Annotated in this window: 16 protein-coding genes; 15 read left to right on the forward strand and 1 reads right to left on the reverse strand. The window is 43.7% G+C overall.

Annotated elements, in window-relative coordinates:
- Positions 1–639 precede the first annotated feature (639 nt).
- Entirely contained in the window at positions 640–1,437 is a 798-nt protein-coding gene (map, locus tag AAC852_RS10195) for a type I methionyl aminopeptidase (RefSeq protein ID WP_340620933.1), read from the reverse strand.
- A gap of 402 nt (positions 1,438–1,839) precedes the next feature.
- Here map and rpsB point away from each other — a divergent pair, with 402 nt between their 5' ends.
- The 15 genes from rpsB to rnhB all read left to right on the forward strand — a co-directional run bounded on the left by rpsB (position 1,840) and on the right by rnhB (position 17,090).
- Positions 1,840–2,565 carry a 30S ribosomal protein S2 gene (rpsB, locus tag AAC852_RS10200; protein ID WP_047679435.1) on the forward strand — a complete coding sequence of 242 codons (726 nt, stop codon included), beginning with the start codon at positions 1,840–1,842 and terminating at the stop codon, positions 2,563–2,565.
- 162 nt (positions 2,566–2,727) lie between these two features.
- Positions 2,728–3,585 carry a translation elongation factor Ts gene (tsf, locus tag AAC852_RS10205; RefSeq protein ID WP_047679437.1) on the forward strand — a complete coding sequence of 286 codons (858 nt, stop codon included), beginning with the start codon at positions 2,728–2,730 and terminating at the stop codon, positions 3,583–3,585.
- A gap of 140 nt (positions 3,586–3,725) precedes the next feature.
- Positions 3,726–4,454 carry a UMP kinase gene (pyrH, locus tag AAC852_RS10210; RefSeq protein ID WP_340620934.1) on the forward strand — a complete coding sequence of 243 codons (729 nt, stop codon included), beginning with the start codon at positions 3,726–3,728 and terminating at the stop codon, positions 4,452–4,454.
- 161 nt (positions 4,455–4,615) lie between these two features.
- Positions 4,616–5,173, forward strand: coding sequence for a ribosome recycling factor (gene frr, locus AAC852_RS10215; protein ID WP_047679441.1), 558 nt, complete (start codon positions 4,616–4,618; stop codon positions 5,171–5,173).
- 168 nt (positions 5,174–5,341) lie between these two features.
- Complete coding sequence (ispC, locus tag AAC852_RS10220) at positions 5,342–6,538, forward strand: 1-deoxy-D-xylulose-5-phosphate reductoisomerase (protein ID WP_340620935.1); 1,197 nt, start codon at positions 5,342–5,344, stop codon at positions 6,536–6,538.
- Between the two features lie 374 nt (positions 6,539–6,912).
- On the forward strand, positions 6,913–7,605 hold the full coding sequence (uppS, locus tag AAC852_RS10225; RefSeq protein ID WP_422824285.1) for a polyprenyl diphosphate synthase: 693 nt from the start codon (positions 6,913–6,915) through the stop codon (positions 7,603–7,605).
- A gap of 9 nt (positions 7,606–7,614) precedes the next feature.
- Complete coding sequence (cdsA, locus tag AAC852_RS10230; protein WP_340620937.1) at positions 7,615–8,478, forward strand: phosphatidate cytidylyltransferase; 864 nt, start codon at positions 7,615–7,617, stop codon at positions 8,476–8,478.
- Positions 8,479–8,488: 10 nt separating this feature from the next.
- Positions 8,489–9,841, forward strand: a complete 1,353-nt coding sequence (gene rseP, locus AAC852_RS10235) for a sigma E protease regulator RseP (RefSeq protein WP_340620938.1) — start codon at positions 8,489–8,491, stop codon at positions 9,839–9,841.
- A 34-nt stretch (positions 9,842–9,875) separates the two neighbouring features.
- Positions 9,876–12,269 carry an outer membrane protein assembly factor BamA gene (gene bamA, locus AAC852_RS10240; protein WP_340620939.1) on the forward strand — a complete coding sequence of 798 codons (2,394 nt, stop codon included), beginning with the start codon at positions 9,876–9,878 and terminating at the stop codon, positions 12,267–12,269.
- A 95-nt stretch (positions 12,270–12,364) separates the two neighbouring features.
- A complete protein-coding gene (skp, locus tag AAC852_RS10245; RefSeq protein WP_340620940.1) occupies positions 12,365–12,862 on the forward strand; it encodes a molecular chaperone Skp in 498 nt (165 codons plus the stop codon).
- 4 nt (positions 12,863–12,866) lie between these two features.
- Positions 12,867–13,895: a UDP-3-O-(3-hydroxymyristoyl)glucosamine N-acyltransferase gene (gene lpxD / locus AAC852_RS10250; protein WP_340620941.1), complete on the forward strand. Its 1,029-nt coding sequence runs from the start codon at positions 12,867–12,869 to the stop codon at positions 13,893–13,895.
- 162 nt (positions 13,896–14,057) lie between these two features.
- Positions 14,058–14,510, forward strand: a complete 453-nt coding sequence (gene fabZ, locus AAC852_RS10255; RefSeq protein WP_340620942.1) for a 3-hydroxyacyl-ACP dehydratase FabZ — start codon at positions 14,058–14,060, stop codon at positions 14,508–14,510.
- A 3-nt stretch (positions 14,511–14,513) separates the two neighbouring features.
- A complete protein-coding gene (gene lpxA / locus AAC852_RS10260; protein WP_340620943.1) occupies positions 14,514–15,311 on the forward strand; it encodes an acyl-ACP--UDP-N-acetylglucosamine O-acyltransferase in 798 nt (265 codons plus the stop codon).
- A gap of 4 nt (positions 15,312–15,315) precedes the next feature.
- Complete coding sequence (gene lpxB, locus AAC852_RS10265; RefSeq protein WP_340620944.1) at positions 15,316–16,500, forward strand: lipid-A-disaccharide synthase; 1,185 nt, start codon at positions 15,316–15,318, stop codon at positions 16,498–16,500.
- Entirely contained in the window at positions 16,500–17,090 is a 591-nt protein-coding gene (rnhB, locus tag AAC852_RS10270) for a ribonuclease HII (RefSeq protein WP_340620945.1), read from the forward strand. Before lpxB ends, rnhB begins: the two co-directional genes overlap by 1 nt.
- The last annotated feature ends 18 nt before the right edge of the window (positions 17,091–17,108 follow it).

Genomic DNA, 17,108 nt, shown 5'->3' on the forward strand with positions numbered 1-17,108 from the left:
TTCCAGTTTTCATTAATAATCACATTTCTAAAATAAAATTTTCAATTAGTTCACGTTCTAATCACTGCTCCCCCCAGCAATAACTTATCTCTTTTTTTATATGGGGAGCAATGGGCTGGGCGTCAGGAGCACATCAACAACATATTTTATTATCTTATTAACCTAAGCATGGAAGCACAGATATCGCTCTTGATAGTTCAATTAATTATCTGGGAAGATCAGTAGGGGCAATGTTAGGTGGATTAGTGATATCTTTGGGACTAGGATCTATAATTTTAATCTATTTTTCCGTATCTTTTATGCTAATTTCATTAGATTTTCAGTTTTATAGTATGAAAAACCATGCCTTTGAAATAGCTAATACTGAATCTAGCCAATAAATACAACAAACATATTATAGATAATGTGGAAAAATAGAGTAAAGTTCTTTTATGAATGAATAAAAATTTAACTTTATGTAACTAAATTAATCTATTAAACCGTGAGATACTTAGTTAGGCATATGGGTTATGCTCTTATTTTTATGAAGAGAAAGCGGCCATATTATATTTAATACAGATTGACGTTTGGAATAGATGAGTTATTTAAGCCCAACTTGATATTGGGCTTTTAAGGTCTGGCTTGGTCTATTTTTTTGGGTTATATATTAACTAATTCGGCTGAAATATGTGGCTCTTCTTCTTTGCGCCATGTCATGATTTCACAACCGTTGTCGGTAACAACAATGGTATGTTCATATTGTGCAGACCAGCCACGATCTTTAGTTTTGACTGTCCAGCCATCTTTCATGGTACGGATACGAAAATCACCGGTATTAACCATAGGTTCAATAGTGAAGGCCATGCCTTTTTGCAGAATAACGCCACCGTCATCAGCATCGTAATGAAGCACGTGAGGTTCTTCATGGAAACCCCTGCCGATACCGTGACCACAATATTCGCGAACTACAGAGTAATTGTGACTTTCCACGTATTGCTGAATGGCTTTGCCGATGCTGCGCAAACGGATACCCGGTTTAACCATTCTCAGGGCAAGGTACAGGCTCTCTTGAGTGATTCGGCACAGGCGTTCGCCCTGAATAGTGGGTGTACCGACAATAAACATTTTGGAGGTATCACCGTGAAATTCATTTTTAATCACAGTCACATCAATGTTAACGATATCACCTTCTTTCAGTACCTTGTCATCGCTTGGAATACCGTGGCAAACCACGTCATTGACAGAGATACAGACGGATTTAGGGAAACCGTGATAACCCAGACAGGCAGAAATGGCCTGCTGTTTATTCGTGATGTATTCGTGGCAAATGCGATCAAGTTCACCAGTGGTGACACCCGCCTTAACGTGTGGTTCGATCATCTCCAGAACTTCGGCTGCCAGACGCCCGGCAATGCGCATTTTCTGAATGTCTTCGTCTGTTTTGATAGTAATAGCCATGAAATCAGTCCATCAGAATCGGGGGAGTTACCGATTCTTTGATATTAATTAGGAAAAAAATGATGATGGTAATGGTATCAGCCCACTGTATATCTAACAACAACCGCTGATCGCCAAGACTAGCAGAAAGCTGTAACAAATGTTGGTGTATGGGGGCGGTTTATGGTATAAAGCGCGCCGGTATTCTGTGTAATTATTTCTATAGTAGAAGTAATATTACAGAAATGCTGAATAAACTCATTTGTGTAAATAACACACACGGATCGGCACATACACCGGGGTGCTCTCATGTGGCTAATTCGTATGAATATCTTTCATATGGTATGAATAGCACACAGTTAAAGAGTCGGTGTCATGGGATCTGTGGAGGCATAACCCCAATTAATTTTATAGAGGTCTAAAATGGCAACTGTTTCCATGCGCGATATGCTGCAAGCGGGCGTTCACTTCGGTCACCAGACTCGTTACTGGAACCCAAAAATGAAACCTTTCATCTTTGGTGCTCGTAACAAAGTTCATATCATCAACCTGGAAAAAACTGTTCCAATGTTCAATGGTGCTTTGGCAGAATTGAACAAAATTGCTTCCCGTAAAGGCAAGATTCTGTTTGTTGGCACCAAGCGTGCTGCAAGCGAAGCAGTAAAAGAAGCAGCACTGAGCTGTGACCAATACTTTGTTAACCACCGTTGGTTAGGTGGTATGCTGACCAACTGGAAAACTGTTCGTCAGTCAATCAAGCGTCTAAAAGATCTGGAAGTTCAATCTCAGGACGGTACTTTTGACAAGCTGACCAAGAAAGAAGCGCTGATGCGTTCTCGTGAACTTGGTAAGCTGGAAAACAGCCTGGGCGGTATCAAAGACATGGGCGGCCTGCCTGATGCTCTGTTTGTTATCGATGCTGAACACGAACACATTGCTATCAAAGAAGCAAACAACCTGGGTATCCCAGTATTTGCTGTTGTTGATACTAACTCTGATCCAGACGGTGTTGATTTCATCATCCCTGGTAACGACGACGCAATCCGTGCAGTAAAACTGTATCTGAACGCTGCGGCTACTGCTGTTCGTGAAGGCCGTTCACAAGATCTGGCTGTTCAGGCTGAAGAAGGTCTTGTAGACGCTGAATAATAAGGCATGCTCGTTCTTGAGCCCCTTATTGACCAGGTATTGAAATATATTGGTTAGGGGGCCTGTTATGGCCCCCTTTACTTATCTGATATAGAACTATTATCTGATAACTTTCCCCGCGGAATCTTATCTTCCCGCGAGACACATCGAGGAATAAAACAAATGGCTGACATTACCGCTGCTCTGGTAAAAGAACTGCGTGAGCGTACTGGCGCAGGCATGATGGAATGTAAAAAAGCACTGGTTGAAGCAAATGGTGATATCGAGCTGGCTATCGATAACATGCGTAAATCAGGTCAGGCAAAAGCAGCTAAAAAAGCAGGCCGTGTTGCGGCTGAAGGCGTTATCCTGGTTGAAGTTTCATCTGATGCTAAATTCGCAGGTATCGTTGAACTGAACTGTGAAACCGACTTCGTTGCTAAAGATTCAGGCTTCCTGGCATTCGGTAAAGAAGTTATTGCTTCTGTTATGGCTGACAAAAACGCTGACATTGATGCACTGAAAGCTAAATTCGAAGAACAACGCACTACTCTGGTAGCGAAAATCGGTGAAAACATCAATATCCGTCGCGTTGCTATTCTGGAAGGTGAAGCGGTAGGTTCTTACCTGCACGGTGCTCGTATCGGCGTTCTGGTTGCTGCTGAAGGTGCAAACGAAGAGCTGATCAAACACATCGCAATGCACGTTGCTGCAAGCAAGCCAGAATATGTAAACCCAACTGACGTTCCTGCTGACGTTGTTGAGCGTGAGCATCAGATCCAGCTAGACATCGCTATGCAGTCTGGCAAGCCACGCGAAATCGCAGAGAAAATGGTTTCTGGCCGTATGAACAAATTCACTGGCGAAATCTCTCTGACTGGTCAGAACTTCGTGATGGACCCAAGCAAAACTGTTGGTGCTCTGCTGAAAGAAAACAATGCTAAAGTTATCGACTTTATTCGCTTCGAAGTGGGTGAAGGCATTGAGAAAGTTGAAGCTGATTTTGCAGCAGAAGTTGCTGCAATGAGCAAACAGTCTTAATTGTTTAAACGGAGCCGCCGATTGGCGGTTCTGTTTTATTTCAAGATGAATTTTACATCTGGCTGCATAGCGTGGATGTGTAGTCATTGAATAAATCATAGTAATCCCCAATAATCCTTATCTGCTTAGGACTGAACACCATGGCAACCAATGCAAAACCCGTATATCAGAGAATCCTGCTTAAGCTCAGTGGAGAAGCCCTGCAAGGCGCAGAAGGTTTTGGTATCGATGCCAGCGTCTTAGACCGCATGGCTCAGGAAATCAAAGAACTGGTTGAGCTGGGTATTCAGGTCGGTGTCGTTATTGGCGGAGGTAATCTGTTTCGTGGGGCCGGGTTGGCTGAAGCAGGAATGAACCGTGTAGTCGGCGACCACATGGGCATGTTGGCGACCGTGATGAACGGTCTGGCGATGCGTGATGCCTTACATCGCGCCTATGTGAACGCCCGTTTGATGTCCGCTATCCCGCTGAATGGCGTATGTGACAACTATAGTTGGGCTGAAGCTATCAGCTTACTGCGTCACGGTCGTGTTGTTATTTTCTCGGCAGGTACTGGCAACCCGTTCTTTACGACAGATTCCGCGGCTTGCTTGCGTGGCATTGAAATTGAAGCGGATGTTGTGTTAAAAGCAACCAAAGTTGATGGGGTCTATTCTGCTGATCCTACAAAAGATCCCGAAGCTGTTCTCTATAATAAGCTTACTTACCAGGAAGTATTGGAGCGTGAATTGAAAGTCATGGATCTTGCAGCCTTTACACTGGCCCGTGACCATAACCTGCCAATTCGTGTTTTCAATATGAACAAACCAGGCGCACTTCGTCGTGTTGTCATGGGGGAAAGTGAAGGTACGTTGATTTCTCACGGCTGATTTATCACAATCCGATTTATCACTTCCCGTACTCAGAGACATTGGTGAAATTTGACGGTATGATCAGTGTCCTGATGTGCCGAATTTAATGACACAGGGCCATAGAATATCATGTTAATATTTATGGTCTAGAACATAACCAGCTCCCAAGGGTTTATAACGTGATTAATGAAATCAAAAAAGACGCACAAGACCGCATGGAAAAAAGCGTCGAAGCACTGAAAAACCAAATCAGCAAGGTGCGTACTGGCCGTGCTTCTCCTAGCTTGTTGGATGGTATCAGCGTTGAATATTATGGCGCTGCAACGCCATTGCGTCAAATCGCGAACGTTGTTGCCGAAGATGCACGTACTTTAGCGATCACGGTATTTGATCGTTCTATGACCGCAGCTGTTGAAAAAGCGATTATGGCTTCTGATCTGGGGTTAAACCCATCTTCCGCTGGAACCATTATTCGCGTCCCTCTGCCACCACTGACTGAAGAGCGTCGTAAGGATCTGATCAAGGTCGTTCGTGGTGATGCAGAACAAGGTCGTGTATCCATTCGTAATATCCGCCGTGATGCTAACGATAAGGTTAAAGCACTGCTGAAAGATAAAGAAATCAGTGAAGATGAGGAACGTCGTTCACAGGACGACATTCAGAAACTGACTGATAGTTTCATCAAAAAGATTGATGAAGCGCTGGCGAATAAAGAAGCTGAGTTAATGGATTTCTAATTGCCACTTCTCGAATCAACGCCGCAGCCCTGCGGCGTTGTTCTTATGTTTAAATATTATTAATATTTTCCATTTTGTATCACATTTCTTTCTTAAGCAATGGACATGGCGATCAGGACAGATCAGACTATTGCGATTTTATGTCAGTAAAATACTTAGAGTATAAAAATGAAACGCTTAACTATCCTCGGTTCAACGGGGTCCGTCGGGAAAAGTACACTCTCAGTTGTCAGAAATAACCCAGATAAATTCCGAGTTGTGGCACTTATTGCCGGGAAAAATAGCGAACTCATGGCACAACAATGTCTGGAGTTTCGGCCTCTCTATGCCGCAATGGCAGATGAATATTCAGCAACAAAATTGCGGAGTTTATTGCAGGAACAAGGCAGCCAAGTCGAAGTCCTGTCTGGAAAAGATGCTATTTGTGATCTAGCAGAACTGGAAGACGTTGATCAAGTCATGTCTGCTATTGTTGGTGTTGCTGGGTTATTGCCAACACTGGCTGCGATTCGCAAGGGTAAGCAAGTTCTACTAGCTAACAAGGAATCTCTTATTACTAGTGGCCGCCTGTTTATGGAGGCGGTTAGCCAATATAAAGCGCAATTATTGCCGATTGATAGTGAACATAACGCTATTTTCCAAAGTTTGCCTGCATCAGTGCAACATAACCTCGGCACTGCGAATTTAAAAGATCATGGTATCTCCAGTATTATTTTGACGGGTTCTGGTGGACCATTCCGCAAAACCTCCTTAGATAAATTACCCCATGTCACACCTGATGAGGCTTGTGCTCACCCAATCTGGTCAATGGGGCGTAAAATTTCCGTTGATTCTGCAACAATGATGAATAAAGGGTTGGAATATATTGAAGCCCGTAATCTGTTTAATGCTTCTGCTGATGAAATGGAAGTGCTGTTGCATCCGCAATCAGTGATCCACTCAATGGTTCGTTACCATGATGGCAGTATCATTGCGCAATTGGGAACACAGGATATGTGTACTCCGATAGCTTATGGCATGGCCTATCCTAATCGCATTCTATCCGGTGCGAAACCGCTGGATTTTACTAAACTCAGCACACTCACTTTTGAAACGTTGGACTATCGCCGCTATCCATGCCTTAAATTGGCAATTGATGCATGTCATGAAGGTCAGGCTGCAACAACAGCATTGAATGCAGCTAATGAAGAAACCGTCAGTGCTTTTTTACAGAATAGAATTTGTTTTACTAATATTGCTATGGTGAATCAACAGGTAGTTGAAAAATTAAGTTTAACTGAACCTCAAAGCATCGAAGAGGTCTTAGAAATCGATAATATAGCGAGAACTTTAGCGAAAGAGGAAATTAAAGCCTTTGCTAAATAGCGAATTTTGCGGATAAGTATATGTTTGTTTGCGTTTGGTCAAATGATATAGTTCGCAGGTAAATCATAGTTGTTATAATAGCCAGTTTGATATTTGGCATACGTTTTTGTGGGTGTATATACCCAATAGATTCTGAGTTGTTGCACAGTCAACAATGAAATAAGTAGCTTAAGAGCTCAAGGGTATATCAGAAATAAAGGCTTTCATTCGGGTTTATTCCAGAAATAGCCGTGGTAATCGTTAACACGGCTTTTTCATGTGTGAAAGTTCTTGAACCACAAGAAGCCAGCTTAGTTATTTAAGGATTAGTTTGAGTGATATCGCCTAGTGATTGTGGCTCATCGCTAACGTTACCCAGACACGTTGCTATCATTATGGATGGTAATGGTCGCTGGGCAAAAAAGCGTGGGAAATTAAGAGTTTTTGGTCATCGTGCTGGAATTAAAGCTGTACGAAGTGCTGTGAGCTTTTCGGTTAAGAATAATATCGAATCACTGACATTATATGCTTTCAGTAGTGAGAACTGGAATCGTCCACAACAAGAAGTCAGTTCATTGATGGAACTGTTTGTTTTTGCCCTTGATAATGAAGTGAAGAGCTTACATAAGCACAATGTGAAATTGTCTGTTATTGGTGATATCAGTCGGTTTAGCCCACGGTTACAGGAACGTATCCGCCGTTCAGTTGAATTGACGGCGGACAATACCGGATTGCAGCTTAATATCGCCGCCAATTATGGCGGCCGTTGGGACTTGGTTCAGAGTGTCAAGCAGATTGCCGAGAAAGTCAGAGCAGATCAGCTTAATCCTGAGGAAATTACTGAAGCAACAGTCAGTCGTTTCATGAACTTGAGTCAGCAGTCTGAAGTTGATTTAGTGATCAGGACAGGAGGTGAACATCGTATCAGTAATTTCCTGTTATGGCAGATCGCTTATGCAGAATTGTATTTTACCGATATACTTTGGCCTGATTTTGATGAAACAGCTTTTGAAGGTGCTATTCATGCCTTTGCCAAACGAGAACGCCGATTTGGCGGAACACCAGACGATGCCGAAGTGGGATCATAGGAGGAGAACTTGCTGAAGTACCGTCTTTTAACTACGTTAGTATTAATTCCACTTGTTATTGCAGCTCTGTTTTTACTTCCTCCCTCAGGATTTGGGTTGGTTGTTATTGCAGTTTCAGCACTTGCTGCATGGGAATGGGGGCAATTTGCCGGATTATTGACACAGACTAAACGTGTTACTCTGGCAGTGTTGTGTACTGTGGGGTTGCTGGCCTTGCAATACTCTTTGGCAGATCTTACTCACCTTACTGAAAAACCACAAATTGTATATCTATTGTGGGCAGGAATGCTCTGGTGGGCTACGGCTATTTTATTAGTTATTGCTTATCCTGCTTCAGCTTCTATTTGGAAATCCTCCGTTACACTGCGTATGTCATTTGGTTTTCTGACAATTGTGCCATTTTATTGTGGAATGATGGTATTGCGTACCCAAGGATATGAAAATAATACTTATCACGGTGCGTGGTGGCTATTGTATGTGATGTTGCTGGTGTGGGCCGCTGATTCAGGGGCTTACATTTTCGGTCGTACATTAGGTAAACATAAAATGGCACCTAAGGTATCTCCGGGCAAAACGCTTGAAGGACTGGCTGGTGGATTGTTGACTGCTGCGCTTATATCATGGCTGTTCAGTAAATTTGCCCCAGTGCCTGTTATGCCTGAGAACTTATTGTTGATTTCTGCTGTTGTTGTTATTGCATCTGTTTTCGGTGACCTGACCGAAAGTATGTTCAAGCGGGAATCAGGAATTAAAGACAGCAGTCAGTTGATCCCAGGGCATGGCGGTGTGATGGATAGGGTAGACAGTTTGACTGCGGCGGTTCCTGTTTTTGCAGGGCTGGTAATGTTAATTTCTTCTGGATTTGGTCTCTGAAGGTACATTAATGGATATTCTCTGGAATCTGGCTGCATTTATTGTTGCATTGGGTGTGCTTATCACAGTGCATGAGTTTGGTCACTTTTGGGTGGCCAGACGATGTGGTATTTACGTTGAGCGTTTTTCCATCGGGTTTGGTAAAGCACTTTGGCGTCGTACAGATAAACAGGGAACCGAATACGTTATTGCCCTTATTCCCTTGGGCGGATACGTCAAAATGCTTGATGAAAGGGTTGAAACTGTTGCGCCTGAACGTCGTCATATGGCATTCAACAACAAAACCATCGGTCAGCGTGCGGCAGTTGTCAGCGCAGGCCCAATCGCAAACTTTATTCTGGCTGTTGTCGCTTATTGGTTGGTTTTTGTGATCGGTGTGCCTTCGGTACGCCCAGTGGTTTTGGATATCAAACCCGATTCTATAGCGGCGCAGGCAAATATTTTGCCCGGAATGGAACTAAAAGCTGTTGACGGTATCGAAACTCCTGATTGGAACTCAGCAAGGCTGGCGTTAGTGAGTCAAGTTGGTGAATCCTCCGTTGAGGTGAGTGTAGCACCAATGGACTCTTCTGATGCCATTCAAAAAACACTGGATTTACGACATTGGGCATTTGATCCATCCAAACAGGATATCTTGCTATCTTTAGGAATTATGCCTGTTATTCCACATCCCAGTTCACAGGTGGATAAAATCCATCCTGGTTCGGCAGCCGAAAAAGCGGGTTTACAAAGTGGGGACAGGATCGTTAAAGTCAATGATCAGGATATAGATATTTGGCACAGTTTTGCATCTTATGTCAGGAAGAATCCAAATATTTCTCTAAAATTAGACGTTGCGAGAGCTGGCAGTATGATCACTTTATCACTGACTCCAACTGCTAAAAAGCTTTCCGATGGGCGTGAAATAGGTTTTGCTGGTATCGAATTTAAAATCATCCCACTGGCAGATGAGTACAGAACAGTTCAACAATATGGGCCATTCTATGCTTTTTATGAGGCAGGGGATAAAACCTGGCAATTGATGAAGCTGACTGTCAATATGATTGGCAAATTGATTGTTGGAGATGTAAAACTCAATAATCTCAGCGGCCCTATTTCCATAGCCAAGGGAGCTGGTGTATCGGCTGATTCTGGCTTGGTGTATTATTTGATGTTTTTGGCGCTAATCAGCGTCAATCTTGGGATCATTAACTTGTTCCCATTACCTGTACTAGATGGTGGACACCTGCTTTTCCTTGCTATCGAGAAGATCAAGGGAGGGCCGGTCTCCGAGCGTGTACAAGACTTCAGTTATCGCATTGGTGCTATATTGCTGGTGTTATTAATGGGGCTTGCACTTTTCAATGATTTCTCCCGCTTTTAAGGTGGGAGACCAGTTAGGAAAACGCATAACAACGATGGCGATGAAAAAGTTGCTCATAGCGTCGCTGCTGTTCGGCAGCGCCACTGCATACGGTTCAGACGGATTCATAGTTCGGGACATTCATTTTGAGGGTCTTCAACGTGTCACCGTTGGTGCAGCATTATTGAATATGCCTGTTCGCGTAGGTGATACAGTCAGCGACGGAGATATCAGTCGCGCGATCCACGCCTTGTTCGCGACTGGAAATTTTGAAGACGTTCGTGTCTTGCGTGATGGCAATTCACTGGTTGTTCAGGTAAAAGAACGGCCAACCATCGCCAGCATTACTTTCTCCGGTAACAAGGCGGTGAAAGATGACATGCTCAAGAAAAACCTTGAGGCCTCTCGTGTTCGTGTCGGTGAAGCTCTTGACCGCACTATGCTGTCAAATATCGAAAAGGGGCTGGAAGATTTCTACTATAGTGTCGGTAAATACAATGCCACAGTAAAAGCCGTTGTCACCCCCCTTCCCCGTAATCGTGTCGATCTGAAACTTGTCTTTTCCGAAGGTATTTCTGCCAAGATTCAGCAGATTAATATTGTTGGCAATAAGAGCTTTGCTACCAATGAATTGCTCGATAATTTCCAACTCAGAGACGATGTTCCGTGGTGGAATCTTACAGCTAATCAGAAATATCAAAAACAAGAGTTAGAAGGCGATCTTGAAAGACTGCGTAGTTTCTATCTTGATAGGGGGTATGCCCGTTTCAACATTGATTCGACTCAAGTCAATCTGACACCTGATAAAAAAGGGATTTATATCACTATTAACATCACGGAAGGGGATCAATATAAAATCTCAGGTGTTGATGTAAATGGTAATTTGGCAGGATACCAATCTGAAATAACGAAACTGACTAATATTAAACCTGGTTCATTGTATAATGGAACCGGGGTAACCCATATGGAAATGGCGATCAAATATCTTCTTGGCCGCTATGGTTACGCCTACCCTCGGGTCATGACACAACCTGAAATCAATGATGCAGACAAAACGGTAAAACTCCATGTGAACGTAGATGCAGGTAACCGTTTCTACGTCCGTAATATACGTTTCACTGGTAATGACACCAGTAAAGATTCAGTATTACGCCGTGAAATGCGTCAGATGGAAGGGGCATGGCTGGGTAATGATCTGGTTGAGTACGGAAAAGAACGCCTCAATCGATTGGGCTATTTTGAAACGGTTGATGTTGCAACCGAACGTGTACCGGGCAGCCCCGACCAGGTTGATGTGGTTTATAAAGTTAAAGAGCGTAATACAGGCTCCATGAACTTTGGGATTGGTTTCGGTACTGAAAGTGGTATGAGTTTTCAGATCGGTGTTCAGCAGGATAACTGGCTAGGAACAGGTAATGCCGTAGGTATCAATGCCAGCAAGAATGATTACTCAACGTCTGCGGATTTGTCCTTTACGAACCCTTACTTCACTGTTAACGGTGTGAGTCTGGGTGGTCGGCTGTTTTATAATGATTTTCGTGCTGATGATGCCTCTCTTTCTAACTATACCAACAAATCATACGGTACAGATGGTTCTTTTGGCATTCCGCTGAATGAAAATAACTCGTTATTCTTCAGATTAGGCTATGTTCATAACTCATTGTCTAATATACGTCCTCAGTTGGCTATGTGGCGTTACATGAAGAAAATGAACAAAGATCCGGGTTTTACGGATAAGGTCAAGTTTGATGCCAATGACTTTATGCTAACAGTTGGCTGGAATTACAATAGCCTTGACCGTGGTTTCTTCCCGACTTCTGGGCTTAAAGCAGGGCTAGATACGAGAATCACGGTGCCTGGCTCAGATAACCAATTCTATAAAGTTACTCTGAACTCTACGGGTTATTACCCTATTGATGATGATCATTCATGGGTCATAATGGGACGTGCTCGTCTGGGCTATGGTGGTGGTTTCGGTGGCAAGGAAATGCCATTCTATGAAAACTTCTATGCGGGTGGTTCTACCAGTGTTCGAGGTTTCCGCCCCAATAATATTGGTCCAAAAGCAGTTTATCTCAAAAAAGGGAAAGATGGTCTGCCTGAAGTTGATAGCAGGGGAGTGTCTCAGGATGCAGTAGGTGGTAATGCAACAGCCGTTGCCAGCTTTGAGCTGATTACACCAACGCCTTTCCTGGATGCAAAATATTCTAACTCTGTGCGGACGTCTCTGTTTGTAGATGCAGGAACAGTATGGGATACCAATTGGAGCAATGCTTACGCTGGTTTACCTGATTATAGCAAGCCGAATAATGTCCGTGTTTCTACGGGTATTGCGTTGCAATGGTTATCACCATTGGGACCTTTAACGTTCTCTTATGCTCAGCCAATCAAAGATTATAAAGGGGATAGAACAGAGCAATTCCAGTTTAATATTGGTGGAACCTGGTAAAAATCAATCGTTCTTAGTGGAAAATCGCCTTATTATTAAATAAGGCGATTATAAATATCCCAACATGTCAATAGCGTAAGTCAAAGGAGTTTATCGTGAAGAAAGTACTGTGTGCAGCAAGCCTTGGTATCGCATTAGCTTTTTCTGCTGGTGTTCAGGCGGCAGAAAAAATCGCTATCGTGAATGTTGGTGAAATATTCCAACAACTGCCTGCTCATGAAGCTGTTGCAAAACAGTTGGAAAACGAGTTTAAAGGCCGTGCATCGGATTTACAGCGCATGGAATCCGACTTGCAGTCTCAGCTCCAAAAATTGCAGCGTGATGGTTCAACCATGAAGGCAAGTGAGCGCGAAAAATTAGAAAAGGAAGTGCTGACTAAACGTAATGAATTTGCACAAAAAGCACAGGCTTTTGAAAATGATAACCGTCGTCGTCAAATGGAAGAACGTAACAAGCTCTTGGGCCGAATTCAGGATGCAGTCAAAGTGGTTGCAGGTAAAGAAGGTTATGACCTTGTTCTTGATGCAAATACCGCAGTATATGCTGCATCTGGCAAAGATATTACCTCAGAAGTATTGAAGCAGGTTAAATAAATAAATGGTTTCAATTCGATTGGCTGACCTTGCTCAGCAGTTGAATGCGCAATTGCATGGTGATGGCAATATCGTCATCACTGGTATTGCCCCTATGTATTCAGCAAATAGCGAACAAATTACATTTTTATCGGATAGCCGTTACACCGAGAAACTTACAGAGTGTCAGGCCGCTGCTGTCGTGCTGCGCGAAGCCGATTTACCTCATTGTAAGGTTGCAGCGCTGGTGGTTGATAATCCTTATCTTGCCTATGCACGTATGGCGCAAATCATGGATACAACGCCACGACCTGCGCAGGATATCCATCCATCAGCAGTGATTGCTCCAGAAGCAACATTGGGCAGAAATGTTGCAATTGGGGCAAATGCAGTTATCGAATCAGGTGTTGTGCTTGGTGATAACGTTATCATTGGTGCAGGTTGTTTTATTGGCAAAAATGTGCGTATTGGTACAGGAACTCGCCTTTGGGCCAATGTTTCTGTGTACCACAATGTTGAAATCGGTGAACAATGCCTCATTCAGTCAGGGGCTGTTATAGGCTCTGATGGTTTTGGTTATGCCAATGATCGCGGTAATTGGATTAAAATCCCTCAGTTAGGCACGGTAATGATTGGTGATCGTGTTGAAATAGGTTCCTGTACTACTATAGATCGTGGTGCTCTGGATAACACTGTCATCGGTAATGGTGTTATCATTGACAACCAATGCCAAATTGCTCACAACGTCACAATTGGTGATAACACTGCAATAGCGGGTGGTGTCATTCTGGCGGGGAGCCTGAAAATTGGTCGTTATTGTATGATTGGTGGAGCCAGTGTCATAAACGGACATATGGAAATCTGTGATAAAGTAACTGTGACTGGTATGAGCATGGTGATACGCCCTATTACTGAGCCGGGTGTATATTCATCTGGTATACCAGTACAGCAGAATAAAGTTTGGCGTAAGGCTACTGCTTTGGTAATGAATATTAACGAAATGAATAAGCGGCTTAAATCTGTGGAACGCCAGCTTGAAGGTGACAGCAAGTAATCATACAAACGTTTTGGTTGTACTTTTATTTTTACGGCCTGTCTGATAACTCCTCCGGGAGTTGACGCAGGCCGTGTCGTTAATGCTGTATGTTTTGACGATATTGTTTAATAACACATTTTTTGATACTACGATTGGAATACAGACAGGAAGAGTATTTAGATGAGTGATAATCATACTCTGCAAATTGAAGAAATTTTGGATTTACTGCCTCACCGCTACCCTTTTTTGCTGGTAGACCGTGTCCTGGATTTTGAAGAAGGCAAGTTTCTACGAGCAGTTAAAAATGTAACGTTTAATGAGCCATTCTTTCAGGGGCATTTCCCAGGTAAGCCGGTTTTTCCTGGCGTATTGATCCTTGAAGCAATGGCTCAGGCAACTGGAATTCTGGCATTCAAAAGTGTTGGTACACTGAAGCCGGGAGAATTGTATTACTTTGCAACTATTGATGGTGCGCGTTTTAAACGCCCCGTTTTGCCGGGTGACCAGATGATTTTGGAAGTAGAATTTATTAAAGAACGCCGTGGTGTTGCGCGTTTCAGAGGTGTAGCAAAAGTCGATGGAGAAGTGGCTTGCGAAGCTGAAATGATGTGTGCCCGACGCCGTGAGGCTTAATGCATGATTGATTTGACTGCTACTATCCATCCCTCTTCTATTGTTGAAAAGGGAGCTGTTATTGGTGCCAATGTTCACATTGGCCCATTTTGTTATATCGGTTCGCAGGTAGAAATTGGTGAAGGGACTGAATTGAAATCCCACGTTGTAATCAACGGGATAACTAAAATTGGTCGTGATAACCAGATTTATCAATTTGCCTCAATTGGTGAAGTTAACCAAGATCTCAAATATCAGGGTGAACCTACTCGTGTTGAAATCGGTGATCGTAACCGTATCCGTGAAAGTGTGTCGATTCACCGTGGCACTGTCCAGGGTGGCGGTGTAACCAAAGTTGGCAGTGATAATTTGCTAATGATTAATGCCCATATTGCCCATGACTGTATTGTCGGTGATCGTTGTATCATCGCTAATAACGGTACGTTGGGGGGGCATGTTATTCTTGGTGATTACGTGATTATCGGTGGAATGACGGCAGTTCATCAATTTTGTCAGATTGGTTCCCATGTTATGGTGGGTGGTTGTTCTGGCGTTGCTCAGGACGTGCCTCCTTATGTTATTGCACAGGGTAATCATGCCACGCCTTTCGGTTTGAATATTGAAGGTCTGAAACGTCGTGGATTTGATAAAGAATCGCTGCATGCTATCCGTAATGCGTATAAGGAACTTTATCGCAGTGGAAAAACCTTGGAAGAAGCCAGAAAAGAGATTGAAATCCAGGCTGCAAACAACCCACATGTGAAAGTATTCAGTGATTTTCTGGCGAGTTCAGCAAAATCCAGCCGTGGCATCATTCGTTAAGTAGATGAAGGACACTCCTTTGACTACCTTTTCTTCTGCCAATAATCAACGTCCACTGATAATTGGTTTAGTCGCCGGAGAAACATCCGGTGATATCCTTGGTGCGGGACTGATCCGTGCATTGAAAGCCAAAATCCCTGATGCCCGTTTTGTGGGGGTCGCAGGTCCTCTTATGCAAGCCGAAGGTTGTGAAGTCTGGTATGAGATGGAAGAACTGGCGGTCATGGGGATCGTTGAGGTTTTGGGGCGTTTATCCCGTTTGTTGGAAATTCGTAAAGATTTAACGACGCGTTTTACTGAGTTGAAACCAGATGTCTTTATTGGTATTGATGCTCCTGATTTCAATATCACCTTGGAAGGTTGGCTGAAACAGCAAGGGATTAGAACTATCCATTACGTCAGCCCATCGGTATGGGCATGGCGTCAGAAACGGGTGTTCAAAATCGGTCGTGCGACAGATCTGGTACTGGCATTTTTGCCGTTTGAAAAAGCGTTCTATGATCGATTTAATGTTCCATGCCGGTTTATTGGGCATACAATGGCAGATGCAATGCCGCTGCAAACCGATAAAACTGCCGCCAGGGAAACGTTAGATATCCCGTTAGATGCTCATTGCCTGGCGCTTTTGCCGGGTAGCCGCCATGCCGAAGTAGAAATGCTGAGTGCTGATTTTCTCAGAACTGTACAATTGCTAAGGAAGGATTTGCCTGATTTGCATGTATTGGTTCCATTGGTAAATGCTAAACGGCGTGAGCAATTCCAGCGTATAAAAGATGAAATTGCACCGGAGTTATCCATTCATTTATTAGATGGTAAAGCCCGCGAAGCGATGATTGCCAGCGATGCGACCTTACTGGCATCCGGTACAGCAGCACTGGAATGTATGCTGGCTAAATGCCCAATGGTAGTGGGCTATAGAATGAAACCTTTTACATTCTGGTTGGCAAAGCGCTTGGTGAAAACACCCTATGTTTCCCTGCCTAATTTGTTGGCAGGTGAAGAGTTAGTCAAAGAGTTACTACAGGATGAATGCGAGCCCAAAGCGCTGTCAGAGGCATTGCTGCCACTCTTGCGTGGTGGTGCTGAGGTGGAAGCGTTGAAGCAGACCTTCCTGCATTTGCATGAAAGTATTCGTTGTGATGCTGATGAGCAGGCGGCACAGGCGGTACTGGAGTTAGCGAGAAGATAATGAATTTTGTTTATCCTCAGGCGAATTTGATTGCCGGTGTTGATGAAGTTGGGCGTGGCCCGCTGGTAGGTGCAGTGGTTACTGCGGCAGTTATTCTTGATCCTGCTAACCCCATAGCAGGCTTGATGGATTCAAAAAAACTGACAGAAAAACGTCGTGAAGCGCTTTATCTGGAAATCAAAGAAAAAGCGTTATGTTGGAGCCTTGGACGCGCTGAGCCAGAAGAAATTGACCAGCTCAATATCCTTCATGCCACAATGCTTGCTATGCAGCGGGCTGTTGCAGGTCTGGCTATTCAGCCTGATTATGTTTTGATTGATGGAAATCGTTGCCCTGCATTGTCGATGTCAGCACAGTCGGTAGTCAAAGGGGATAGTCTGGTAGCGGAAATCAGTGCCGCTTCTATTTTGGCAAAAGTAACACGAGATAGGGAAATGACCGAACTGGATAAACAGTTCCCTGAGTACGGTTTTGCGAAACACAAAGGTTATCCTACCGCTCTGCATTTGGAAAAACTGTCTCTGTTGGGGGCGACCGAACACCATCGTAGAAGTTTTGCGCCAGTCAAACGTGCGCTGGCTCTTGGATAAAATCTGGAATAAGTATCT

This window comes from Xenorhabdus siamensis, from assembly GCF_037996745.1.
GTDB lineage: Bacteria > Pseudomonadota > Gammaproteobacteria > Enterobacterales > Enterobacteriaceae > Xenorhabdus > Xenorhabdus indica.